The sequence below is a fragment of the Neisseria sp. Ec49-e6-T10 genome, assembly GCF_051132615.1.
In the GTDB taxonomy this organism is placed as follows: Bacteria; Pseudomonadota; Gammaproteobacteria; order Burkholderiales; family Neisseriaceae.
In genome coordinates this window covers 174,325-200,290 of record NZ_CP152375.1, presented here as the reverse complement: position 1 = coordinate 200,290, position 25,966 = coordinate 174,325, and the positions used below count along the sequence as shown (strand labels likewise).

The 25,966-nt window shown below is 38.3% G+C and carries 19 protein-coding genes; 11 read left to right on the top strand and 8 right to left on the bottom strand.

Features of this window, described 5'->3' with window-relative positions; all coding sequences use genetic code 11:
- Window positions 1-353: 353 nt before the first annotated feature.
- Both gltB and AADH04_RS00900 read left to right on the top strand, forming a co-directional pair.
- Window positions 354-4,814 (top strand): glutamate synthase large subunit, encoded by a 4,461-nt coding sequence (gene gltB, locus AADH04_RS00905; RefSeq protein WP_434778377.1) that lies wholly within the window; start codon window positions 354-356, stop codon window positions 4,812-4,814.
- A 56-nt stretch (window positions 4,815-4,870) separates the two neighbouring features.
- Entirely contained in the window at window positions 4,871-6,274 is a 1,404-nt protein-coding gene (locus AADH04_RS00900) for an FAD-dependent oxidoreductase (RefSeq protein ID WP_434778376.1), read from the top strand.
- 42 nt (window positions 6,275-6,316) lie between these two features.
- Here the strand turns inward: AADH04_RS00900 and folB are convergent, their stop codons facing one another.
- Complete coding sequence (folB, locus tag AADH04_RS00895) at window positions 6,317-6,676, bottom strand: dihydroneopterin aldolase (protein WP_434778375.1); 360 nt, start codon at window positions 6,674-6,676, stop codon at window positions 6,317-6,319.
- Window positions 6,677-6,733: 57 nt separating this feature from the next.
- On the opposite strand from folB, the gene plsY reads away from it, so the two are divergent.
- The 4 genes from plsY to msrB all read left to right on the top strand — a co-directional run bounded on the left by plsY (window position 6,734) and on the right by msrB (window position 8,901).
- A complete protein-coding gene (plsY, locus tag AADH04_RS00890; RefSeq protein ID WP_434778374.1) occupies window positions 6,734-7,354 on the top strand; it encodes a glycerol-3-phosphate 1-O-acyltransferase PlsY in 621 nt (206 codons plus the stop codon).
- Between the two features lie 92 nt (window positions 7,355-7,446).
- Window positions 7,447-7,836, top strand: coding sequence for a SirB2 family protein (locus AADH04_RS00885; protein WP_434778373.1), 390 nt, complete (start codon window positions 7,447-7,449; stop codon window positions 7,834-7,836).
- A gap of 88 nt (window positions 7,837-7,924) precedes the next feature.
- Window positions 7,925-8,461 carry a peptide-methionine (S)-S-oxide reductase MsrA gene (msrA, locus tag AADH04_RS00880; protein WP_434778372.1) on the top strand — a complete coding sequence of 179 codons (537 nt, stop codon included), beginning with the start codon at window positions 7,925-7,927 and terminating at the stop codon, window positions 8,459-8,461.
- Window positions 8,462-8,463: 2 nt separating this feature from the next.
- A complete protein-coding gene (gene msrB, locus AADH04_RS00875; RefSeq protein ID WP_434778371.1) occupies window positions 8,464-8,901 on the top strand; it encodes a peptide-methionine (R)-S-oxide reductase MsrB in 438 nt (145 codons plus the stop codon).
- 75 nt (window positions 8,902-8,976) lie between these two features.
- Here msrB and AADH04_RS00870 read toward each other — a convergent pair whose 3' ends face one another.
- Entirely contained in the window at window positions 8,977-10,317 is a 1,341-nt protein-coding gene (locus AADH04_RS00870) for a PLP-dependent aminotransferase family protein (RefSeq protein WP_434778370.1), read from the bottom strand.
- Window positions 10,318-10,410: 93 nt separating this feature from the next.
- Here AADH04_RS00870 and AADH04_RS00865 point away from each other — a divergent pair, with 93 nt between their 5' ends.
- Entirely contained in the window at window positions 10,411-11,367 is a 957-nt protein-coding gene (locus AADH04_RS00865) for a threonine dehydratase (RefSeq protein ID WP_434778369.1), read from the top strand.
- 3 nt (window positions 11,368-11,370) lie between these two features.
- Here the strand turns inward: AADH04_RS00865 and AADH04_RS00860 are convergent, their stop codons facing one another.
- The 4 genes from AADH04_RS00860 to recG all read right to left on the bottom strand — a co-directional run bounded on the left by AADH04_RS00860 (window position 11,371) and on the right by recG (window position 16,874).
- The gene (locus AADH04_RS00860; RefSeq protein WP_434778368.1) at window positions 11,371-12,225 is read right to left on the bottom strand and encodes an aminoglycoside 6-adenylyltransferase; all 855 of its coding nucleotides are present in this window, start codon (window positions 12,223-12,225) and stop codon (window positions 11,371-11,373) included.
- 39 nt (window positions 12,226-12,264) lie between these two features.
- Window positions 12,265-13,146 carry an EamA family transporter gene (locus AADH04_RS00855; protein ID WP_434778367.1) on the bottom strand — a complete coding sequence of 294 codons (882 nt, stop codon included), beginning with the start codon at window positions 13,144-13,146 and terminating at the stop codon, window positions 12,265-12,267.
- A 151-nt stretch (window positions 13,147-13,297) separates the two neighbouring features.
- On the bottom strand, window positions 13,298-14,521 hold the full coding sequence (locus AADH04_RS00850) for an argininosuccinate synthase (RefSeq protein WP_434778366.1): 1,224 nt from the start codon (window positions 14,519-14,521) through the stop codon (window positions 13,298-13,300).
- A gap of 310 nt (window positions 14,522-14,831) precedes the next feature.
- A complete protein-coding gene (gene recG, locus AADH04_RS00845; RefSeq protein WP_434779768.1) occupies window positions 14,832-16,874 on the bottom strand; it encodes an ATP-dependent DNA helicase RecG in 2,043 nt (680 codons plus the stop codon).
- 282 nt (window positions 16,875-17,156) lie between these two features.
- Here recG and AADH04_RS00840 point away from each other — a divergent pair, with 282 nt between their 5' ends.
- Window positions 17,157-17,363, top strand: coding sequence for a DUF2788 domain-containing protein (locus AADH04_RS00840; protein WP_434778365.1), 207 nt, complete (start codon window positions 17,157-17,159; stop codon window positions 17,361-17,363).
- Window positions 17,364-17,447: 84 nt separating this feature from the next.
- On the opposite strand, the gene AADH04_RS00835 is transcribed toward AADH04_RS00840, so the two are convergent.
- Complete coding sequence (locus AADH04_RS00835) at window positions 17,448-18,803, bottom strand: OmpP1/FadL family transporter (protein ID WP_434778364.1); 1,356 nt, start codon at window positions 18,801-18,803, stop codon at window positions 17,448-17,450.
- A gap of 275 nt (window positions 18,804-19,078) precedes the next feature.
- Here AADH04_RS00835 and prfB point away from each other — a divergent pair.
- Both prfB and purB read left to right on the top strand, forming a co-directional pair.
- Window positions 19,079-20,183 (top strand): peptide chain release factor 2 gene (prfB, locus tag AADH04_RS00830; protein ID WP_434779767.1). Its coding sequence is split into 2 segments (ribosomal slippage): window positions 19,079-19,159 and window positions 19,161-20,183, totalling 1,104 coding nucleotides; the frame shifts between segments, so codons are not numbered across the junction.
- 71 nt (window positions 20,184-20,254) lie between these two features.
- A complete protein-coding gene (gene purB, locus AADH04_RS00825) occupies window positions 20,255-21,622 on the top strand; it encodes an adenylosuccinate lyase (RefSeq protein WP_434778363.1) in 1,368 nt (455 codons plus the stop codon).
- Between the two features lie 52 nt (window positions 21,623-21,674).
- Here the strand turns inward: purB and AADH04_RS00820 are convergent, their stop codons facing one another.
- On the bottom strand, window positions 21,675-23,540 hold the full coding sequence (locus tag AADH04_RS00820; RefSeq protein WP_434778362.1) for an ABC transporter ATP-binding protein: 1,866 nt from the start codon (window positions 23,538-23,540) through the stop codon (window positions 21,675-21,677).
- A 249-nt stretch (window positions 23,541-23,789) separates the two neighbouring features.
- Between AADH04_RS00820 and AADH04_RS00815 the strand changes: the two genes are divergently transcribed.
- Entirely contained in the window at window positions 23,790-25,964 is a 2,175-nt protein-coding gene (locus tag AADH04_RS00815) for a type I secretion system permease/ATPase (RefSeq protein ID WP_434778361.1), read from the top strand.
- The last annotated feature ends 2 nt before the right edge of the window (window positions 25,965-25,966 follow it).

Sequence of the window (25,966 nt, the reverse complement as noted above, 5' to 3'; positions counted from 1 at the left end):
GAACTTGAGTGGTTCAGTTAAGTAACTTGAAAAATAATGTTTTAGAGTCTATAGAATAATGCTTTAAATAGATAAGTTTATAATAATCTTAATTTATATCATATATTTCTTGGTGATTTTAAAAAATTTCTTATATTAAAATGTTTTTTTATGATGCTTTTGGTTATTTCTAAAAAGAACGTAATATTTTTTCATATTCAATCAAAAAAAGTAAAAATATATTTTTTTACTTTCATATTAGAATTTTTTTCTCTATTTTAATAAAAAATACTTTACGAAATACCCAGTTTTTGGGTATTTTAATGGTCTACCTATAAAGAATGCATTGAACTGAATCAGAAAGGTTATTACTTATGCTTTATAATCCTGATCTTATCAAGGAGAACTGCGGATTCGGACTGATTGTCCATATTGAGGGAGAACCCAGTCATAAAGTAGTCAGAACCGCTATTTTGGGTTTATCCAGAATGCAGCATAGGGGGGCAATTTTATCTGATGGCAAAACGGGCGATGGGTGTGGTTTATTAATGCAAATGCCCACCCGTTTTTTTCGTGCGGTAGCAGAAGAACAAGGGTTCAGTTTAGGGCAAAATTTTGCGGTGGGCATGTTATTTTTCCCTCAAGATGACACACAAGAACAAAATATTAAAACCATTATTGAAGAAGAGTTTACCAAAGAGACATTGAGCATTGCTGCATGGCGTGATGTACCTGTTAATGAAGAAGTGTTGGGTGAAATTGCTTTGTCCAGTTTACCCAGAATTCGTCAAATTTTTATCAATGCGCCAACAGGCTGGCGTGCACGTGATTTAGAGCGTCGTTTATTTGTCACACGTAGAAGAATTGAAAAACGAGTAGAACATCCAGATTTTTATGTTTGTAGTTTATCGAATTTGGTGACTATTTATAAAGGTCTTTGTATGCCAAAAGACTTACCTAAGTTTTATTTAGATTTAGCCGACCTACGTATGGAAAGCACGATTTGTTTATTTCATCAACGCTTTTCAACCAACACCGTACCACGTTGGCCTCTAGCACAACCATTTCGTTATTTGGCACATAATGGTGAAATCAATACCATTTCTGGTAACCGTGCATGGGCAAGAGCACGTACTTATAAATACCACACACCACTGATTCCAGACTTACAAAGCGCTGCACCATTTGTGAACGAAACAGGTTCTGATTCAAGTTCCTTGGATAATATGCTTGAATTATTTTTAAGTGGTGGCATGGATTTGTTTAGAGCAATGCGTTTACTTATTCCACCAGCATGGCAACACAATCCTGATATGGATGAAGATTTGCGTGCCTTTTATGATTTTAATTCCATGCATATGGAGCCATGGGATGGCCCTGCAGGTATTGTGTTAAGTGATGGGCGTTATGCTGCATGTAATTTAGACCGTAATGGTTTACGACCAGCTCGTTATGTTTTAACAAAAGACAAACTCATGACCATTGCTTCAGAAGTGGGTATTTGGGATTATGCACCAGATGAAGTGCTAGAAAAAGGCAGAGTTGGTCCAGGTGAGTTATTGGTAATTGATACTCGCACAGGTAAAATCATGCAATCTTCCCAAATTGATGGAGAGTTAAAAGCACGCCATCCTTATCGGTCATGGTTGGATAAAAATGTTCGTCCTCTTATTCCTTTTGATTTATTGCCTGAAGATGAAGTAGGTGAGCGTAGTTACAATAATGATCAACTAAGTACTTTCCAAAAACAGTTTGACTATTCTCAAGAGGAGTTAGAACAAAGCATCAGGATTTTGGGCGAAAATGGACAAGAGGCTGTGGGGTCAATGGGGGATGACACTCCTTTTGCCGTATTGTCAGAGCGCCCTCGCTTAATTTACGATTATTTCAGACAACTGTTTGCTCAAGTCACCAACCCACCAATTGACCCATTACGCGAAGCTCATGTAATGAGTTTAAATACCAGTATCGGGCGGGAAATGAGCGTGTTTTTTGAAGCAGAAGGCATGTCGAACCGGGTCAATTTTAAATCCCCCGTGTTGGTTTATTCTGATTTTCAACAGTTGCTTCGGTTACCTGAAAATCATTATAAACATCAGGTTCTAGATGCTACATTTGCACCAGAAAAAAGTACCTTACAAGAAGCTATTGTTGCCTTAACAGATCAAGCTATTCAAGCTGCACAAAACGGGGTTGTGCTTTTGGTTGTGTCAGATCGAAATATCGCTCCTGATCGTTTGCCTATTCCCGCTATTATGGCTGTTGGTGCGATTCAAGAGCAATTGGTTCATCACAATTTACGATGTGATGCCAATATTATTGTGGAAACGGCCAGCGTCCGAGACCCACATCATTTTGCCGTACTGATTGGTTTTGGTGCAACAGCAGTTTACCCGTATTTGGCCTATGAAAGTTTGGCTAAAATGGTTGATGATGGTGCAATTAAAAAACCGTTAAGAGTGGTGATGGCTAATTATCGCAATGGAATCAATAAAGGTTTATATAAAATTATGTCCAAAATGGGCATTTCTACCATTTCTTCTTATCGTTGTGCTCAATTATTTGAAGTGGTCGGTTTAAGTAAACAAATCACCAATATTTGTTTTCCAAAAGTGAGAAGTCGCATTGAAGGCGCTAATTTTGTGGATTTTACCATTGATCTACAACAGTTAGCTAAAAAAGCATGGGCAAAACGTATCCCTTTAAGTCAGGGCGGTTTGTTAAAATATAACCCTAATGGTGAATACCATGCTTATAACCCTGATGTGGTTCAGACATTACAAAAAGCAGTCAATTCAGGTAAGTATGAGTATTATAAAATTTATGCGGATATAGTGAATCATCGGCCAGTGAGCATGTTGCGCGACTTGATGAAACTCAATACCGAGCAAGTAAAACCTATTGCTATTGAACAGGTAGAACCTGCTCAAAATCTATATAAACGTTTTGATGGCGCAGCAATGAGTATTGGTGCTTTAAGCCCAGAAGCTCATGAAGCTTTAGCAATTGGTATGAATCGACTAGGTGGTTTTTCAAACTCAGGAGAAGGAGGAGAAGACCCACGCCGTTATGGTACAGAGAAAGTATCTAGAATCAAACAAGTCGCATCAGGACGTTTTGGGGTGACGCCTGCTTATTTAATGAGTGCAGATGTGATTCAAATTAAAGTGGCACAAGGCGCCAAACCTGGGGAAGGTGGGCAATTACCAGGAGATAAAGTCACTCCTTATATTGCACAATTGCGTTACGCTGTGGCTGGTTCCACATTGATTTCACCTCCACCACATCATGATATTTACTCTATTGAAGATTTGGCACAACTGATTTTTGATTTAAAACAAGTTAATCCAAAAGCCTTAATCTCAGTTAAATTGGTTTCTTCTCCAGGAGTGGGCACTATTGCAACTGGTGTGGCGAAAGCTTATGCTGATTTAATCACTATATCTGGTTACGATGGCGGAACAGGAGCCAGCCCCATGAGTTCGGTTAAGAATGTTGGTTGTCCTTGGGAGTTAGGTTTAGCTGAAACTCAACAAGCTTTGGTTGCCAATAATCTGCGTCATAAAATTCGCTTACAAGTTGATGGTGGTTTAAAAACAGGGTTAGACATTGTAAAAGCCGCTATTTTAGGTGCCGAAAGCTTTGGGTTTGGTACGGGGCCTATGGTGGCATTAGGCTGTAAATATCTACGTATTTGCCATTTAAATAATTGTGCAACTGGTGTGGCAACTCAAGATCAAACGTTAAGGGATGCCCATTTTCATGGATTGCCAGAAAAGGTCATGAATTATTTTCAATTTATTGCTCAAGATGTACGCGAAATAATGGCTAGTTTAGGTGTCACCCAATTGACCGATTTAATAGGGCGCACAGAGTTGTTAACCCTCATCCAAGGACAAACAGACAAGCAAAAAGGTTTGGATTTATCAGCTATTTTGGCAAAACCTGTTTCACCAAATGGCCTTCCTGTTTATTGTACTCAGCCTAATCCACCATTTGATCAAGGATTGTTAAATCAAACATTGGTACATGATTTTGAACAGGCCATACAAACAGGTAAAAGTGCTAAGGTTGTTTTAGATGTGAATAATACCGATCGCTCAGTAGGGGCAACGTTATCTGGCAAAATCGCTCAGCTTTTTGGTAATACAGGCAAAGCTGGGCAAAATTTTGATGTTTATTTAAATGGTACCGCGGGTCAAAGTTTAGGTGTATGGTTGTCAGGAGGTGTGAATCTCTACTTAACGGGAGACGCCAACGATTATGTTGGTAAAGGTATGGCTGGAGGCAAAATTGTGATCAAACCACATGTGGGTACAGCATTTGCTGCAGAAGAGGCAACCATTGCTGGAAACACCTGCTTATATGGTGCCACAGGAGGTAAATTATTTGCATCAGGACGAGTGGGAGAGCGTTTTGCTGTACGTAATTCTGGTGCCAGTGCTGTGGTCGAAGGTATTGGGGATAATGGTTGCGAATACATGACAGGCGGTGTGGTCTGCGTGTTGGGTAAAACAGGTATTAATTTTGGTGCGGGGATGACTGGTGGTTTTGCTTATGTCCATAATGTTGACGGTGCTTTTACTGGACGTATCAATAAAGAGTTGGTTGAAGCTTTACCATTAGATTCTTTACCTAACCATCAAGAGTATTTGCGTAGTTTAATTGAACAACATGTTCAAGAAACCCATAGTGCTTTAGGTGAGCGTATGTTAGCTCATTGGGATGAATATATGGCTCGTTTTATTTTGGTTAAACCAAAAGCCAATGATGTCGATGCTTTACTGGGGCATAAACGCCGTAGTCGTGCAGATTTAAACGCGATTGTACAATAACAGCCAGTATTATAGTATTGGCATATCCATCAATTGAAGAGACAACAGGAATAAATATGAGTCAGAATGTTTATCAGTTTATTGACTTACCAAGGGTTGAGCCTCCTAAAAAAGCATTGCATATCCGTAAAGAAAATTTTGTTGAAATTTACCAAGATTTTTCTCAATCTCAAGCGGAAGCGCAGGCAGATCGTTGTTTAAGCTGTGGTAACCCTTATTGCCAGTGGAAGTGCCCTTTACATAACAGCATTCCAAATTGGTTAAAGCTAGTGAATGAAGGACGATTGTTTGAAGCAGTTGAGCTGGCACATCAAACCAATAGCTTACCAGAAGTATGTGGTAGGGTTTGTCCACAAGATCGTTTATGTGAAGGTAGTTGCACTTTAAATGAAGAGTTTGGGGCGGTCACAATAGGCAATGTTGAGAAGTATTTGACAGAAACAGCTTTGGCACAAGGTTGGCGACCTAATTTAGATGGTGTCATTAAAACAGGAAAGCGGGTTGCCGTAGTAGGTGCTGGGCCTGCTGGTTTAGCATGTGCTGACGTGTTGATTCGTCATGGCGTGGATGTTACCGTTTATGAGCGACAACAAGAAATAGGGGGATTGCTGACTTTCGGTATACCTTCTTTTAAGCTTGAAAAAAGTGTGATGCAAAGACGTCGAGACATTTTTGCCCAAATGGGGATAGAATTTAAATTAGGCATAGAAATTGGCTTGGACATTACTTTAGGGCAACTAGAAAAAGAATATGATGCAGTATTTTTAGGTGTAGGTACCTACAAAGGCATGAGTGCAGGGATTCCTAATGAAAATGCACAAGGTGTGTATTTGGCTTTACCTTATTTAATTGGTAACACCCAGCAATTAATGGGGCTACCCAGTACAGATTTTGTTGATTTAAAAAATAAAAATGTGGTGGTGTTAGGTGGTGGTGATACTGCGATGGATTGTGTTCGCACGGCAATCCGTCAGGGTGCAAGCAGTGCCATTTGTGCGTATCGTCGTGATGAGGCCAATATGCCTGGCAGTAAAAAAGAAGTACAAAATGCAAAAGAAGAAGGTGCCCAGTTTAATTTTAATACTCAACCTGTGGCAGTAGAAGTAGATAAACAAGGACAGGTTACGGGGGTGAAGTTGGTACAAACCAAAATGGGCGAACCAGATGCTTTGGGTAGAAGGCAAGCTATGGTTATAGAAGGCAGTGAGCATGTATTGGCATGTGATGCACTAATCATTGCTTTTGGTTTTGCACCTCACAGCATGCCATGGCTAGCTGATGTAGATGTGTTAATTGATCAAAAAGGACGAATTAAAACCTCAGGGAACCATTTACAGCAAACCACCAACCCCAAATTTTTTGCCGGTGGCGATATTGTCAGAGGTTCAGATTTAGTGGTTACAGCAGTAGCAGAAGGGCGAGATGCTGCAACAGGTATGATGGATTTTCTGAATATTTGATTCAAAACCTATAAAATCAATTAAACCAGCTTAAAAATAATTTTAGGCTGGTTGTTCACCACGCTCAATCATTACCCCTACGTGTTTTACTTTAGGTAAAATCCCCAGTTTGGTGACTTTTACTCTAATCCAAGGGGTGCTAAATTCATCCATCACCAATTGAGCAATATGTTCTGCCAATGCTTCAATAAGTAAAAAGTGTTGGTTTTTTAAGCTTTCTTCAATCGTTTCAGCAACCAATCCATAATGAATGGTATCGGTTATATCATCGCTTTTAAAAGCATTGGATGAGGTAATGGCAATGTCTAGATCTAACTGGACAGTTTGCATTTGTGTACGTTCCCAGTCATAAACACCAATAAGCGTGTCGACTTTAAAATCATGAAGAAAGATGATATCCATTTAGTTTTGATTTACTTTAGCGTAAAATTGAAAAATGACTATTCTAGTGAAAAAGAAATGACTTATACAGGATTATTTTTAATTATTGTCGCTTATTTGATTGGTTCGTTGTCTTTTGCCGTCATCATTTCTAAATTATTTAAGCTACAAGACCCAAGAACATATGGTTCAGGTAACCCAGGTGCAACCAATGTATTGCGTAGTGGTAAAAAGAAAGCAGCTGCTTTGACCCTGTTGGGTGATGCATTAAAAGGGTTTATCCCTGTTTTGTTGGCATCTGTTTTTGCTCGACAACTGGATTTAACTGGGTGGGATTTAGCGGGTATTTCTCTAGCTGTTTTAATTGGACATATGTGGCCTATTTACTTTAAGTTTCAGGGGGGTAAAGGGGTTGCAACAGCAATAGGGGTATTGTTTGCTGTTTCATGGCCAACTGCTTTAGGGTGTTTACTGGTTTGGCTGATTATTGTAGGCATATTTAAAATATCTTCGCTAGCTGCGTTGATTGCTGCACTCTCTAGCCCTATATTTGCTTGGTTTTTTGTGGTATCAGATGAGTTAAAATATGCAATTGTTGTGATTGCCTTATTGGTTTTGATTCGGCATCATAGTAATATCAAAAAATTATTGTCTGGCCAAGAACATGTTTTTAAAAAAGAAAATAAAAAGCCAGAATAAATTTTTATTATGAGCTAAATACAGTGTTGACAGTATGATTGGATGATTCTATTTTGCTAAGAAATAGAATCATTTGTTCTTTAGGAAAAAAAGTGTATCTTGCCATCAAACATCTTCATATCGCCACGGCTTATTTAACCATTTTCTTGTTTGTTTTTCGGTTTTGTTTAGCCCAATTTCGCCCTTCAGCATTACAGCAAAAATGGCTTAAATATTTACCGCACTTAAATGATACTGTGTTGTTTGCTTGCGGGATTACCCTAGTATTACTCAGTGGTTTTTATCCATTTTCAACACAAGGAATGTGGTTAACCGAGAAACTATTTTTAGTGTTGATTTATATTTTGCTTGGGGTTATCGCTTTAGGTAAACGATTTAAATGCAAAAAAATATATGTCTATTTGGCATTTTGTATGGCTTTATTATGTTTATATTTTATTGTGTTCTTAGCCAAAACTAAAATTCCCTTTTTTTTAAAGTAAAGTAGGTGTATCTTTTAAATAATTAAGCTATTATTCAAAAAATAATATAAATAAGTAGCTTGGCACAAACACACATAGGGAGAAGCTCATGACAGAGCATCATTTAGAAAAAGCCACATTTGCAGGTGGTTGTTTTTGGTGCATGGTTAAACCTTTTGATCGTTATGATGGTGTCAAAAAGGTTATTTCTGGTTACACCGGTGGCCATGTAGAAAACCCAACCTATCAAGAAGTTTGTCGCGAAAACACGGGGCATGTTGAAGCCGTTGAAATTACATTTGATCCAGAAGTGATTTCTTATGAAGCGTTACTTCAGATATATTGGCAGCAAATTGACCCAACTGATGGTGGCGGACAATTTGCCGATAGAGGAGAGTCTTATAGACCAGTCATTTTTTATCATTCTGAAGAACAAAAACAAGAAGCATTTGAGTCAAAAAGACAATTAGAGCAAAGTCATCGATTTTCTGAACCTATTGAGGTAGAGATTTTACCTGCAAAACCTTTTTATCCTGCTGAAGACTACCATCAAGATTTTTATCAAAAAGAGCCGGAACATTATCAACGCTATAGGGTAGGTTCAGGTAGAGCCAAATTTATTCAAAAACATTGGGGAGAAAAATAAACATGAATGCAGAAGAAAAACAAAAAAAATTACAGACATTAAGCAAGTTACAGTACCGTGTAACACAAGAAAATGCAACAGAGTCTCCTTTCCAAAATGAGTTTTTTGATCATACTGAACCTGGTATTTATGTTGATATTGTATCAGGAGAGCCTTTGTTTTCATCATTAGATAAATTTGATTCAGGGTGTGGTTGGCCTAGCTTTAGTCATCCACTTAAATCAGAGTCAGTAGTCGAAAAAATGGATTATACCCATGGTATGACCCGTACAGAAGTGCGCTCACAAGAGGCAGATTCACATTTAGGTCATGTATTTAATGATGGCCCAACAGATATGGGGGGCTTGCGCTATTGCATTAATTCAGCTGCTTTAAGGTTTATTCCTAAAGAAGAGTTGGCGCAATCAGGTTATGCAGAGTATCTGAATTTATTTGAGTAAATTTTACATTAAGATAAAAGCCATTCAATAGTAAGTTGAATGGCTTTTATCTTAATATTCTTAAAAGAGTTTTTTTTATGATATTAGTTTTTTTATATTTTCCAAGGCAATTTTTAGTTCAACTAAATTTTTCGCTGCCGTTAAGCTTATTCTGATTGCATTGAGATGTTGTTTACCAACAGAAAACACTTCTGCTGGTACGACACTGATTTTTTCTTGTTGGCAAAGGTCAGATAATTTAGGCGACGCAAACGGTACAGCCAGCCATATGTGAGGACTTGGTTGTTGTGCTTTCAGTAAGTTTTTGCCCAAAATTTTACGAGCGAGATGCCATCTGCTTTCTACTTGTTTATATTGCCAATCTAAACGATTTTTTGCTGTACCATTCTCTATCCAGTGGCTGATTATTTTGAGGTCAAGAGGAGATACCGCCCAATGGCTTAAATGTGCTTCTGGGTCAATATGCTGTAATAGATTCGTTGAAGCAACGATATAACCTACTCGTAAGCCTGCGGCAACTGTTTTAGAAAAACTGCTGATCAAAATACTGTGTTCAGGTAATAAAGCACAAAGAGGGGGTTGCTGTGTGAGTGCACCATAAACATCGTCTTCGATCAGCACTATATGATGCTTTAAAATAACTTGGGCAATTTCTTGTTGTCTTTGTTTATTCATTGTATTGGCTGTAGGATTTTGTAGTGATGGGGTTAAGACGATAATTTTGGCTGAAGTGGTACGAATTAAACGGTCTAAATCTGTTGGTATGATGCCATCTTGATCCATGGCAATGCCATATAAGGGTAAATGTAGCTGATGGGCTGCAGCTTTAATACCAGGAGCCGTAAAAGATTCAACCAAAATGGGGTCGCCCATTTTACATAGAGATGATAAAGTAATAAATAATCCTTGTTGTGCACCAGCACAAAGTTTAATCTGACTTGGTTGACATTGAATTGATCGTAGGCCTAACCATTTGGCAATCATAATTTGACCTAAAGTGCAATTTTGGGTTGTTAAGTAACCTTGTGTATCGTTTAATTGTTCTGCTTGAATTAAATAGGCTAAAGTTTGCTGGATATCCTGATTATTGATATCAATTGCAGGGATATTGGTTGAAAGGTCAAAGTATTGATTCGATTGCTTAGGCTGTTTAATTAAAAATAAAGAAGCTTCTTTGCTGCCATCTAATACATATGTTCCTCGCCCAGTTTCCCCGCCAATTAAATGGCGACGAGTTGCTTCTCTGTAGGCGAGCATTGTGGTACTTGGGTTTATCCCCAATTTCCAAGCCAATTGCCTTTGTGGTGGAAGGCGATCTCCAGCTTTAAGTTCACCCGTTTCAATAGCATATGCAATGGCATCTGCAAGTGCCAAGTATTTTGGTTTTGTACTGGGTTTTAATTGAGGAATCCACATTATTGTCTGCCATGCAATATATTAATTTACCCATACAATAACCCTTGTTATCATCAAGGTCAAGATGATGTTTATTTACGAGGGATACTGAATATGTTTAGTTTAAATGAGTTAAAACAAGCAACTGAGTTGGTTCATCGTTTTATCCCTGAAACACCTCAATATCAATGGCCGCTGTTAGCAAACCGTTTAAGGTGCCAAGTTTGGGTCAAACATGAAAACCATACCCCTGTTGGTGCTTTTAAAGTACGAGGAGGTTTGGTGTTTATTCAGCATTTAATGCAAAGTCAGCATGATCTTAAAGGAATTGTGAGTGCTACTCGGGGCAACCATGGGCAAAGTTTGGCTTTTGCTGCTGCTAAAGTAGGTCTGCCAGTTTATATCGTGGTACCAGAAGGTAACTGCTCTGAAAAAAATGCTGCTATGCGTGCTTTGGGTGCTCATGTTATAGAATCAGGTGTTGATTTTGATGAAGCCAGAGCAAAGGCTAAAGATTTGGCTGAGCAAAATAATTGGTTAAGCGTACCACCGTTTCACCCTGATTTAATATTGGGTGTGGCGACTTATGCTTTTGAATTGTTTAATGCTGTGTCTGATATTGATACAGTATATGTGCCTATTGGTATGGGTTCTGGTATCTGTGCTTTGATTCAAGTACGTAATCTTTTAGGATTGAAGACCAAAATTGTTGGTGTGGTTGCACAAAATGCAGATGCTTTTGCTCAAAGTTTTGAAAAAGGGGAGATTGTGACCACAGCAACAGCCAATACCATAGCCGATGGTCTGGCTTGTCGTATGCCATTACCTGAAGCATTTGCAGTGATTAAAGCAGGTGCTGAGCGTATTGTACGAGTTGATGAAGAGTGTATCCGTCAAGCTATTTGTGCCTATCATGAAGATACACATAACATCGCAGAAGGTGCCGGCGCGGCGGCACTTGCAGCTTTAATAAAAGAGCAAGAGCAGCAACAAGGGAAAAAAATAGGGGTTATTTTAAGTGGTGGTAATATTGATCGAGCACTATATTCACAGTTGTTGAGTCAAGAATAATGTTTAAGTTGTTGAGACAAAGTGAAGGTTTTTTATTTGTTGTAGAAAGAGGAAAGTACGATTACTTTCCTCTAGATCATAGAGTTCTTGTAGCTTTATTGCGATATCTTGAGCAACTGTGTGAAAAAGGGAGCAGGTTTCAAACAGGGCTTGCCATATAGCCTCTATCGTAGCTTTAGGATAGGTTTTTAATAGGCGTTGCCATGTTTCATTTGGTAGGTAATATTGGAGGTTTTGAGCATTTTTTCCAAGGTTGACAGAAAAACACGTGTCTATGCCTACAAACCAGTTTAATACACGAATCAGCATGGCTCTAATAGGATCATTTAGATATTGTAAGGCGGATAAAACATCATTTCGAGCCAAAGCTTTTGCTACATAAGTTGAAACCCACCAAAATTCATTACATGTACCAAGAAATTCCTTTGAAGAGGGTTTTTTCACCCAATATCCTTTGTCTGATGGAGGAGCAATATCAGGTAAAATATGATCCTTATCCAGTAATGGCAAGGTGAGGGTGTCAGACAGAAAATGGTGTTTTGTATATTCAATGGTTTGCAGGGTCAAATCAATTCTTGTGCCATCCGTAAATTGCATTAAAAACGCATATTGTTCATCTAGGGGGCGAACATCATCGAATAAAGTAGGGTCGTCTGGCTGTTGCATGATGACTAAATCCCCAAAATACTGAAGCCATTGCTGGTCAGAGACAAAAGGGGCAATATGGTGAACCACATACACAATATCATAGTCCTGCCAGATATCTTTTTGTATATTAGGGTTTACTCTTGAACCATTCATATAAACAGCACGAATAAGTACATTTTGCTTGGCTAAGTTGAGGATTAGATCGAACATTGTTTGTTCAGAACGCATGGTTTTATTCTTATTTGGTGGTTAGCGGAACATAAATTCAAATTTATTCATGATTCTTCGGCCAAAAATGTTCACAACAAGTCCTAGCATTACCAATAATGCACCAGCAATTTCCACAATAGTCAGTTTTTCATTTAAGAAATAAGCAGATGATGTGATGCCAATAATTGGTACCAATAAGGAAAATGGTGCAACTTGGCTGGCTTTATATTTAGCCATCAGTTTGCCCCATATACTGTAACCAAGTAAAGTCGCAATAAAGGCCAGATAAAATAACACAAATACAGTTGTTAGGTTTAAATGAGTTAGGCTATGAGTAATGGTTTTAGGGCCTTCAAAAATATAAGAGGCAACAAAAAAAGGAATAATGGGCACTAACCCCCCCCACACAGTTAGGCTCACCATATCGATGTTACTGAGTTTTTTCATCACGATATTGCCTATCGCCCAAGCAAAAGCAGCGGCTAAAGTCAGGCTAAGACCAAGTAATGGTACAGAGGCTCCACCTTGTAAGCCAATAATGCCTAAGCCAGCGGCAGAAATCAGTAGCCCTAAAATATTTTGGGCATAAAATTTTTCGCCTAAAAAAAGAACCGCTAAAAATAGAGTGAAAAAAGCCTGAGATTGTAAAACCATAGAAGCTAAACCCGCAGGCATGCCAAAAGATATTGCTGAAAATAAAAAAGCAAATTGCCCAAAAGAAATGGTCAAACCATATAAAAGCAACCAACCAAAGGCCACTTTAGGTCTTTTGATAAAGAAAGCAGGGATGGCCAGCACACAAAAACGCAAAGCACCTAATAAAAGTGGCGGAACATCATTTAACCCAACTTTAATGACAACAAAATTTAGACCCCAAGAAATGATCACAACAGAAATAAGTAATAAATCCTTAGGGCTCATAGACAATTTTCCAAATAGTGAAGTGTGTATTTAAAACGTATAGGTCTTTTGTGTAAGTATAGGACTTTTATATTTGAATGTGAATGTTCTTTTGGACAATAAAATAAAAAACCCACTATTTAGTGGGTTTTTAAGAAAAATGGTTCCTTTTTTATGCTTTATTTTTTCTTGCTGCAGCAATACGTAAACGCAGTGCATTTAAGCGAATAAAGCCATGAGCATCGGCTTGATTGTATGCGCCACCATCTTCATCAAAAGAAGCAATCATTGGGTCAAATAATGAGTCAGTACTTGATTCACGACCCACGACCATAACATTACCTTTATAGAGTTTTAGTCGAACCATACCGTTTACTGTGCTTTGGCTATGGTCAATTAATGCTTGAAGCATTTCTCTTTCCATGCTCCACCAATAACCATTGTAAATTAATTCGGCATATTTAGGCATGATTTCGTCTTTTAGATGAGCCGCACCTTTATCAATAGTAATTGATTCAATGGCACGATGCGCTTTTAGCATAATGGTGCCACCAGGGGTTTCATAGCAACCACGCGATTTCATACCTACATAGCGGTTTTCAACAATGTCTAAGCGACCAATCCCATGTTTGCCACCAACTTTATTTAAATAGGTTAATACTTCAGCAGGGCTCATATTTTTGCCATCAATAGCAACAATATCACCTTTAGCATAGGTCAGTTCAATGTACTCTGGTTGATCTGGTGCATCTTCTGGTTTTACACTCCATAACCACATGCTGTCTTCTGGCTCTTGTGCTGGGTTTTCCAGCATTAAACCTTCATATGAGATATGCAGTAAGTTTGCATCCATTGAATATGGGCTTTTACCTGTTTTACTCATGGTAATATCAATGCCATTTTTTTGAGCATAAGCCAATAATTTTTCACGGCTGAGTAAATCCCATTCACGCCATGGTGCAATTACTTTAACATCTGGTTTGAGTGCGTAATAACCTAGTTCAAAACGCACTTGGTCATTCCCTTTTCCTGTGGCTCCATGCGACACAGCATCGGCACCTGTTTGATTGGCAATTTCAATTTGGCGTTTGGCAATTAAAGGGCGTGCAATAGACGTACCTAAAAGGTATTCTCCTTCATAAATAGTATTTGCACGGAACATTGGGAATACATAATCACGAACGAATTCTTCGCGTAAATCTTCAATAAAGATATTCTCAGGCTTAATGCCCAATGCCAATGCTTTTTTACGGGCAGGTTCTACTTCTTCACCTTGGCCTAAATCAGCAGTAAAAGTAACTACTTCACATTGGTATACATCTTGTAACCATTTTAGAATAACAGAGGTATCTAAGCCACCAGAGTAGGCCAGCACTACTTTTTTAACATCAGACATAATCATTCTTTCTTATTCAATAACTAAATGAGCAAATAACAAGGTAAATACAGCAAGTTTAAGGCAATACTTATGAATTCGGATAAAAGCTTATCGTCGCTCAAATGGTAGAGCGTACTGTCTGATTGGACTAAAGTAAATGAATAAACTTAAAGCAGACATGAAAAACCTTTTTAGATGAAAATACGCTAAAGACGATATTGTATAGTTTTATCGCAAATTTTAGGTCGTTGCAAGTGGTTTTCTGAAAAAATAGCAAATACCATACAAATTTTTTACTTAAATTAAATATAAGCTGGTTTAACGTAGCTTAAACACCCAAATAATCCTGTTTATGACTTAAATAACGCATTAAATGTTTTTGTACCGATTCGGGTTCTTTTGCAATCAGTTTAGGGGCAAGGTCTCTTGCTTGCTCTAGTAGTTCTAAATCATCTTCTAAATTGGCAAAACGAAATAGTGGGATACCGCTTTGTTTGGCGCCTAGAAACTCACCTGGGCCTCTAATATGTAAATCTTGTCTGGCAATTTCAAAGCCATCTGTGTGCTCATAAATGACTTTTAAGCGTGCTTTTGCTAACTCAGATAAAGGCTCATGAAAAATAAGAATACACATGCTTTTGGCTTGCCCGCGCCCAACTCGGCCACGTAGTTGATGTAATTGAGAAAGCCCCATTCTTTCTGCGTGTTCAATCACCATTAAGCTGGCATTTGGAACATCTACACCGACTTCAATAACCGTTGTGGCAACCAATACCTGAATTTCATTTTTGACGAATTTTTCCATGATATCCGCTTTTTGTGCGGGTTTAAGCTTGCCATGAATTAAACCAACATTTAAACCCGCAAACACTTCGCTTAAGTATTCATGGGTTTGTACGGCTGTTTGTAATTGAAGTGTTTCACTTTCTTCAATTAAAGGGCATACCCAATAGGCTTGTTGACCTTGAGCGCAGGTTTTTAGTACCCATGCCTCTATTTCGCTACGACGATATTCGTTGACCATTTTTGTTTTGATTGGTGTGCGATTAGGGGGCAACTCATCAATGACTGATACGTCTAAATCTGCAAAAAAACTCATGGCCAAAGTACGTGGAATAGGGGTTGCTGAAAGCATCAGCTGATGGACGAACTGTCCCTTGTTTTTTAAGGCCAAACGTTGTGCGACACCAAAGCGATGTTGTTCATCTACAATGACCAAACCTAAATTTGGGAAAAGCACATCATCTTGAAACAGGGCATGTGTACCAATAGCAATATGTATTTCATTGCGTTCGATTTGCTCTTTAACTGTTTGTTTGGCTTTTTTGGTTAAACTACCCGATAGCCAAGCAACCTTTAAATTTAAAGGCTCTAGCCATTTTTTGAATTTATTATAGTGCTGTTCTGCTAAAATTTCGGTAGGCGCCATTAAACTGACCTGAAAACCTGATTCAATTGCCGTTAAGGCACTTAATGCAGCAATAATGGTTTTTCCACTCCCCACATCACCTTGTAGCAAACGATGCATAGGGTATTGCTGGGCTAAGTCTTGTGTGATTTCATGCCGCACTTTTTTTTGCGCATTGGTTAATTCAAAGCCAATAGTATCCAGCAAAGGAGCGGTATATTGTCCTGTGCCTTGCATAATATGTGCTGTGCCATTTTTTCTTTTTTTATAGGCCAGTTGCATTGATAGTTGTTGTGCTAAAAGTTCATCAAATTTTAGCCTTTGCCATGCAGGTAGACCTGCATGGTTTAATTGATGTGCACTGAATTGTGCCGGAGGGTTATGTAATAAATGTATTGTATCGGTAAAAGAGGGTAAGTTTAGCTTGTTTAAAACCGCATCAGACAAAGTGTCATCTAACGAAACTTGATTCAGTGCTTGCCCAATAATGCGGCGTAAAGTCTGTTGATTCAGACCTTTTACTGTAGAATAAACAGGCGTTAAATTTTGTGCAAGGGCATCTTCTTTTTGTACGGTTTTTACTTTAGGATGCACCATCTCATCCCCAAAAAAACCATGTCTGATTTCACCTAGTGCTCGAATACGTGTACCAATAGCCATTTGTTTCTGTTGGCTTGGATAAAAGTGGATAAAACGTAAAACCAAGGCACCAGACGGATCTTCTACTCGAACGATAAGCTGTTTTTTTGGGCGAAATTGTACCTCTTGGGCAATCACTTCTGCTTCAATAAAACAAGGCTGTCCAACAGGTGCTATGCCAATAGGGGTAAGGTGAGTTTCATCTTCATACCTTAACGGCATGTGTAACACCAAATCCCATAAATTATGAATACCCAGCGTATTGAGCTTTTTTAAAGTCGTATCGTTTAAACGAAGCGAAGAAAGATCTTTGTCATTCATAATGGTTGGTTGAATTTGTATTCTTTATATTATAAAGCGAAAAAAGTATAAGTTGTTGCCTAAAAAACGGTTAATATATTTGGCTATTTTATTATGGTTCAGTATAAACACAAATTTTTGAAGGTCAGATATAGTAAAAATAATAAAGGGTCATAGAAAAAAGTAAGTAGATCAAATAAAAAAATCAAGTACAGTATGAAGAAATGATTAATGTAGGTTTGAAGACAACAGGAATTTAAAATAAAAAAATATTAATTAACACAGATAGTTAAGGAGTGCCGTATTATGAGCGAAGCAGAGTTTGCTGATCTTTCTTTAAAAATTTTGGTTCCAGGTTTAATTATTTTTATTTGTTTCATTATTTGGGATCTGGGTAAAAGATCAAAGGCTGGAAAATTTGGTATGTTTGTATTGTTTCTAGGTTTAGGTTTGAGTATGGTAGGGTTTATTTTTAAAGAGATTCTCATTAGTTTTTTGAGTTCAGGTCATTAGATTGAATGGCTTGTACATTAGACGAAAGACAAATAAAAAAACCGAGCCAAACTAATGCGCTCGGTTTTTTTATTGATTGAATGACTAAAAATTATAATTGTATTGAACACCAAAAATTTGGGCATTATTTTTATAATCAGCAGAGCCTTGTGTTTGGCTTGATACACAAGCAACTTCACCAGGTGAACCGCCACCGCAATAACCATTTACATTAGCATGCGCTGATTTAATGTGAATATAGCTGTAAGCTACATTGATTGAGCTATGGTCATTTAAACTGTATTTTCCACCAAGAGAAAACCAAATACGATCATTGTCAGGTAAAGTGCTCAACCGGGTATCGGCATCTCTTACGGGTGTTTGATCATAAGCAACACCAAAACGTAATTGTAATGGTTTGGTTACTTGATAAGATGCACCTAAAGAATATTTAAAACTGTTTTTCCAATTTGGGTTAAATGTAGAAACGTCTGATATTTGTCCACCAGCAACCATTTTTTTATTTTTGTAGTCAATGTTCACAACATTAAAGCGGGAATGTTTGGTCCAAGTAACATCGCCAAAAACATTCCATTTATCAGTTGCCTTGTACATGCCATGGATGGAAAGTGACTCGGGTGTTTCAATTTCTGCTTTTGCTCCTTCGTATGAAGCATAGCCAAATTTTTCAATTAAAGGGTTGGGCGTAGTCCATTTAGCAGAACCCTCTAATGTATGTTTGATTTTTGAGCGATAGTTGGCACCAACTCGTATTTGATCATTCGCATCCCATAGCCATGCAAGATTATATCCCATACCCCAGTCGTGCCCTTTAAAGTCAGCATAACCGTCGGCTTTTCCATTGGCGCCTAATAACCCCCCAAAGTTGGCATATTGGCGTAGTTCAGCTTTGGTGTACTGTGCAATTAAACCTACTGCAAAGGCGTGCTTGGGTGTTGCTTGAATAGCAATAGTTGGATTTAAATCGACAGACATTAAATTGGTTTGGTTGATGTTATAACGTAATACAGAATGATCGTCGTAACCTGATTCAGAGCCAAATGGCACATAGACACCAAAACCTAAAGTCACTTTGTCATTCATTTGGTGCGAAATATAACCATGGGGCGCTGCAACAACATCTTTGGTGATTTTGCCACTGGTTTGACCTGATACACTTTGAGGGTTACCACTAGGGTAATACGCTTGGGCATTAGAATACTTAATAGAGGGCATAACCAAATTGAGGTTCGCGCTGATATGTGTTCCTTTTAATTTGGTTAGACCTGCAGCGTTATAAAATAAAGTTGAAGCATCAGCAGCTTCCGCAGAAGAAGAGTTCGCTGTTGCTTGTGAGCTGACTGATTGTGTTCCAAAATGATAACCAGAAGCCAAAGTAATTTGACTGCCTAATGTTAAGCCAATGATAATGCTCAGGCGAGATAAATGGTGATTTCGCACGTTTATATCCTAATTAAATTCAATAAGTTAAATTATTTTTTGTGACGGAATGCTATATTGTCATTTTTAAAGTAAAAACTTTAAATGGCGAACAATAACAGATTACTTTAAGTTTGAAAAGTAATTACTCTAAAAAGGCTTAGAATCGTTTATTTTATTGGGATAGAGATAATAAATAATGGTCATAATAATAAAATCAGGCACACAAGACAGAATAAGAAAAATCGCGTAAAATTGACCCTCCTTAAATTATAAATGATGTTTGTAAAATCATGATAGAAACAGAATTAGTAAATCAATTAAATAACACTCTTGATGACTTGGCTGAACGCAGCAAGGACATCAGGGGGTATCTTTGACTATGATGGTAAAAAAGACCGTTTAGAAGAAGTGGTCGGTTTATCGGAAGACCCAACACTTTGGGATGATCCTAAAAAAGCACAAGAAATAGGTAAAGAGCGCAAACTGCTTGAAGGCGTGGTTTTGACCTTAGACGAACTGTCTGCTGGGATTGATGATTCTCGTGAATTACTGCAAATGATTGTCGAAGAAAACGATGAAGATGCTTTTGTTGGTATTCAAACAGATATTGAAGCCTTAGAACAAAAATTGGCTGCTTTAGAGTTTAAACGAATGTTCAATCAACCAATGGATGCGAATAACTGCTTTTTGGATATTACCGCTGGAGCAGGGGGTACAGAAGCTGAAGATTGGGCGGGTATGTTGTTGCGTATGTACACACGTTATGCTGAACGTAAAGGTTTTAAAATTGACGTGCTTGAAGAAAGTGAAGGCGATATTGCTGGTGTGAACCATGCCACTATTAAAATAGAGGGGGAGTATGCTTTTGGATTATTGCGTACAGAAACGGGTGTACACCGTTTAGTCCGCGTATCACCATTTGATGCCAATGCCAAAAGACATACTTCGTTTTCATCGGTGTTTGTGTACCCTGAGGTAGACGATTCATTTGAAGTTGAGATTAATCCAGCTGATCTGAGAGTAGATACCTATCGTGCCAGTGGTGCAGGTGGGCAACATATCAATAAAACAGATTCGGCAGTACGTATTACCCATAACCCAACTGGGATAGTGGTTCAATGTCAAAATGACCGCTCTCAACATCGTAACCGTGATGAAGCCATGAGTATGCTTCGGGCAAAATTGTATGAGCTAGAGTTACGTAAACGCAATGAAGCCAAACAAAACTTAGAAGACAGTAAATCAGATGTAGGTTGGGGGCATCAAATTCGTTCATATGTATTTGATCAGTCTCGTATTAAAGACCTTCGCACCAGCCATGAAGTCGGTAACATTAAAGCTGTTATGGATGGTGATTTAGATGGTTTTATTGAAGCGAGTTTAAAACAAGGTGTCTAAAAAACAGTACGAATAAATAGTCATCATGAATGACTATTTATTATTTGACAAAAGATAAAGAGGTGGCTGTTATGTTGAACCCATTATTGGCAATTTCTCCTTTAGATGGTCGTTACAGTAAACAAGTATCTGCATTACAGAATATTTTTTCTGAATATGGATTGATGAAGTTTCGGGTGCAAGTTGAATTATGTTGGTTGAAGTCTTTAGCATCTGAACCGAGAATTGGTGAAATTCCTGCTTTCTCTGAACATACTGTCGCACAGATCGATGAAGTAATTGCCGGTTTTTCTGTTGAGGATGCAGAGGCTGTAAAGGCGATTGAAGCAACAACCAACCATGATGTTAAAGCAATTGAGTATTGGTTAAAAGAGCGTTTTAGTATGACGCCTGAAATTTTAGCAGCCAGTGAATTTATTCATTTTGCTTGTACCAGTGAAGATATTAATAATTTAAGTCATGCGCTCATGTTAAAAACAGCCAGCGACACAGTTTTTATCCCCTTTTTAAATAAAGTGGTGGAAAAAATTTCTACCTTGGCGCGTGAGTTTGCTGCTGTTCCCATGATGAGTCGTACCCATGGGCAGCCAGCAACGCCTACTACTTTAGGTAAAGAGTTAGCTAATATTGTCTATCGGTTACAACGTCAGCTTAAACAGTTAGGTGAGCAGGAGTTTCTAGGAAAAATTAATGGGGCAGTTGGTAATTATAATGCTCATATAACGGCTTTTCCTGAAATTGATTGGGAAGTGCATAGCAAAAAATTTGTGGAAAGTTTAGGGCTTGATTTTAATCCGTATACCACGCAAATTGAACCGCATGATTATATGGCTGAGTTTTTCCAAAATATCAGTCGCATTAATACCATATTAATCGATTTTAATCGTGACGTATGGGGTTATATTTCTTTAGGTTATTTTAAGCAAAAGGTTAAAGCAGGTGAGGTAGGCAGCTCTACTATGCCACATAAAGTTAACCCTATTGATTTTGAAAATTCTGAAGGTAATTTAGGGTTGGCCAATTCAGTATTAACGCATTTATCTGAAAAGTTGCCTATTTCGCGTTGGCAACGTGATTTAACTGATTCAACGGTTTTAAGAAACATGGGCGTTGGTTTAGGTTATACTTTATTGGGATTAAGTGCTCATTTAAGAGGTTTGGATAAGTTAGAGCTAAATCAAAATAATTTAAATGCTGATTTAGATGCAACTTGGGAGTTGTTAGCAGAGCCTATTCAAACCGTGATGCGCCGCTATGCCGTACCTAATCCATATGAACAATTAAAAGAGTTAACTCGAGGCAAAGCAGGCATTACTCAAGAAACGTTAAAAATCTTTATTCAAAATCTGGCGATTCCAGAAGAAGAAAAAGAAAAATTATTAAAATTACGCCCAGATAATTATTTGGGTAAGGCTGAAGAGTTGGCTAAACGGATTTAATCATGACAATAAAAAAGCAGGTATCAAATACCTGCTTTTTTTATGAATAGCTTTATTGAGTTGTCAATGTCTGCTTGTCTGTTTCTTCATCTCCACCTAAAAATCCCCCACTTTGATGTGTCCATAAATAAGCATATAAACCACCTTTAGCCAATAAGCTTTGATGATCGCCTTCTTCAACAATTTTGCCTTTATCCAATACAATTAACCGATCCATCGCAGCAATAGTGGATAGACGATGGGCAATGGCAATAACCGTTTTGCCTTCCATCAGTTTATATAAACTGGTTTGAATGGCATTTTCTACTTCTGAATCCAATGCACTAGTGGCTTCATCTAATAACAATATAGGTGCATTTTTTAACATCACACGAGCAATAGCAATTCGTTGTCGTTGACCACCAGAAAGTTTGATTCCGCGCTCACCAACATGAACGTCATAATCTGTACGACCCACAGGATCCGTTAAGCCTTGAATAAACTCATCTGCTTCAGCCTGTTTGGCCGCAAGATACATTTCTTCATCAGTCGCATCTGGTTTGCCATATAAAATATTTTCTCGAATAGAGCGATGCAATAAAGAAGTATCTTGAGTGACCATCCCAATTTGACTACGCAAACTGTCTTGTGTGACTTCAGCAATATTTTGTCCATCAATTAATATTTGACCCGATTTGATGTCATAAAACCGCAGTAATAAATTTACTAAAGTAGATTTGCCTGCACCAGAGCGACCAACCAAACCAATCTTTTCTCCTGGACGAATAATCAAATTAAGTTGGTCAATAATCGGGGCAGGTTTATTGCTCTCATAATAAAAACCCACTTGGTCAAATCGAATCTCACCTTGTGTTACTATTAACTTTTTCGCGTTTGGTACATCTGTTACAGTAGTCGGATTGGTCAATGTGTTGATACCATCTTGTACTGTACCCACGTTTTCAAATAAAGAAGTCATTTCCCACATAACCCAGTGAGACATCCCGTTTAAACGCAAAGCCATTGCGGTGGCTGCGGCTAAGGCACCCACACCAACTTGACCTTGCATCCATAACCATAAAGCACAACCTGTACTGCCTAAAATCAGGAAGACACTTAAACTTTGATTCACAATTTCAATACCGCTGACTAAACGCATTTGTGCGTTTACCTTTTGCAAAAACTCCTGCATAGCAGAGCGGGCATAAGAAGCTTCTCGTCCTGCGTGGGAAAATAATTTTACTGTTGTTATGTTGGTGTAGGCATCGGTAATGCGCCCAGTCATTAATGAGCGAGCATCTGCTTGCGCACGTGCTACTTGTGATAAGCGTGGCACAAACCAACGCAGCGCAATTAAGTAAGCAAATAACCAGCCCAAAAAGGGTAAGAGCATCCAAGTATCAAAGCTGCCCACAATACTGAGCATGGTGGTAAAGTAAATGACTACATAAACCAAAATATCGGTCATGATCAGGCAAGTATCCCGTACAGCTAAAGCCGTTTGCATCACTTTTGCTGATACTCTTCCAGCGAATTCATCCTGAAAAAAATCCATACTTTGGTTCAGCATTAAACGATGAAAATTCCAGCGTAAACGCATAGGAAAATTACCCGCCAAAGTTTGGTGTTTAATGGTGGTTTGCAGTGTGACCAATACAATACTGCCAATAATAATTGCAGCCAAAAGCAATAATGTCATCCCTTCTTCTTGTATTAACTGAGAGGGTTCTACTTTACTTAGCCAATCGACTAATTTGCCCATCATGGCAAATAACATGGCCTCAAACACACCAAAAATAGCAGTTAGAATGGTCATTACGAACATGTATACACGAGTACCTTCTGTACTTTGCCAGATAAAGGCAAAAAAACCTTTAGGAGGAGTCGTTAATGGTGTATCTGGATAAGGATTAACCAGCTTTTCAAAAAATTTAAACAAAACATGCTCCAAGAAATTGATACAAATAATTTATAGTTGATTATACAGGATATATTTAATTAGGTTTGTTCAAGAGTTTACAGTAAAAATTTGTGGATTATTTACCTACATATTCAATAGTAAATATTATTTGTAATGAAAATTAATTTTAATTTCAATATACTAAGATAAAAATATCCACTTATAATATTAATTTTTATGTTTTCATTATATAATGATGCTTATTTTCAGGTCACCTGTCGTTATCTAATGAATGAACAATTAAATTCTTCACAAAAATCAAATCAAATTCAATCTCCTCAAAAAGACAAAGATACTGGCCATCAAGATACAGGCTTATTAGGTTTGGTTTTATTGGCTCAATTTCATGGTGTTCCTGCTGATATAGCACAACTGAAACACCAATTTGGTCAGGGTGCCGCTCCTTTTGGTGAAACAGAATTATTACTGGCCGCAAAATCCCTAGAGCTAAAAGCCAGAATCATCAAACAACCCATAGAACGCATTGCCATGGCCAATATGCCCGCTTTAGTGTTAAACCCTACTGGGAAACATTTTATTTTAGCCAGAGTGGATACGGATAAAGTGCTGATTCATGATCTGATACAAGGCCGGCCTGTTACACTTACTTTAGCTGAGTTTACAGAACAATACGATGGCCGTTTGTTGGTTATTTCATCCCGAGCATCGGCTGCCAATGCGTTAAGTAAATTTGATTTTACTTGGTTTATTCCAGCAGTCATTAAATATCGTAAGTTGTTACTTGAAGTGCTGGCCGTATCTTTTGTTTTACAGCTTTTTGCCCTAATTACTCCTTTATTTTTTCAAGTGGTGATGGATAAAGTGCTGGTACATAGAAGTTTTACCACTTTAGATGTCATTGCTGTGGGATTGTTAGTTGTTTCTGTTTTTGATGTGGGCTTGTCTGCATTACGTAATTACGTATTTTCTCATACCACCAGCCGCATTGATGTAGAGTTAGGTGCACGTTTATTTCGGCATTTACTCAGCTTACCCTTAGCCTATTTTGAAGCCAGACGTGTAGGGGATACCATTGCCCGAGTCAGAGAGTTAGAAAACATCCGTAACTTTCTAACAGGGCAAGCATTAACATCCGTTTTAGATTTATTTTTCTCCTTTGTGTTCATTATTGTTATGCTATTTTATAGCGGTTGGTTGACACTGGTTGTAATTATTTCGTTACCCTGTTATGCCATCTGGTCTGCTTGTATCACCCCCGTATTACGTAAACGCTTAGATGAAAAATTTGCTAGAGGCGCAGATAACCAATCCTTTTTAGTTGAGTCTGTAGGTGGGGTCGGCACAATCAAAGCCATGGCAGTCGAACCACATATGACAAGGCGTTGGGATAATCAATTAGCCGCCTATGTGAATGCCAGTTTTAAAGTCACCCGTTTAGCCAATATTGGTCAACATGGGGTACAACTGATACAAAAACTGGTCACAGTGTGTACCTTATGGATTGGGGCACAATTGGTGATTAGTGGCAAATTATCAGTAGGTCAATTAATTGCTTTTAATATGCTTGCTGGGCAAGTGGCGGCACCTGTTATTCGTTTGGCACAATTATGGCAAGATTTTCAACAAGTGGGCATTTCCGTTGAACGCTTAGGGGATGTCCTAAACACCAAAACAGAAAACCCAGCCAGTAGAGCCGCGTTACCACCGATTCAAGGCAATATTGCATTTGAAGATGTGGTGTTCAGATACAGACCAGATGGAGCAGAAATACTCAAACACCTAAGTTTACAGATTAAAGCTGGCGAAGTGATTGGTATTGTAGGGCGTTCAGGCTCAGGTAAAAGTACCTTAACCAAATTAGTACAACGTTTATATGTACCAGAAAGTGGGCGAGTACTTGTAGATGGAAACGATTTAGCCTTAGCTGATCCCGCATGGTTACGCCGGCAAATTGGCGTTGTTTTACAAGAGAACCTGCTATTTAACAGCAGTATTCGCGATAATATTGCCTTATCAGACCCAGGCATGTCTTTAGAAAAAGTCATACATGCAGCCAAGTTGGCAGGTGCACATGATTTTATCATGGAGCTTTCAGAAGGCTATGACACCATAGTGGGAGAGCACGGTTCTAACCTATCTGGTGGGCAAAGACAAAGAGTCGCCATTGCCAGAGCCTTAGTCACCAACCCCCGTATTTTAATTTTTGATGAAGCTACCAGTGCTTTAGATTATGAGTCAGAACAAGCCATTATGAAAAATATGCGTGCTATTTGTCATAACCGAACCGTATTGATTATTGCCCATCGTTTATCCACTGTGCGAGGAGCCCATCGCATTGTTGCCATGGATAAAGGCATGATTGTTGAAATAGGCACGCATCAGGAGTTATTGGCCAAGCCCAATGGTTATTATGCACACCTTCATAGCTTACAACAGGGGTAAAC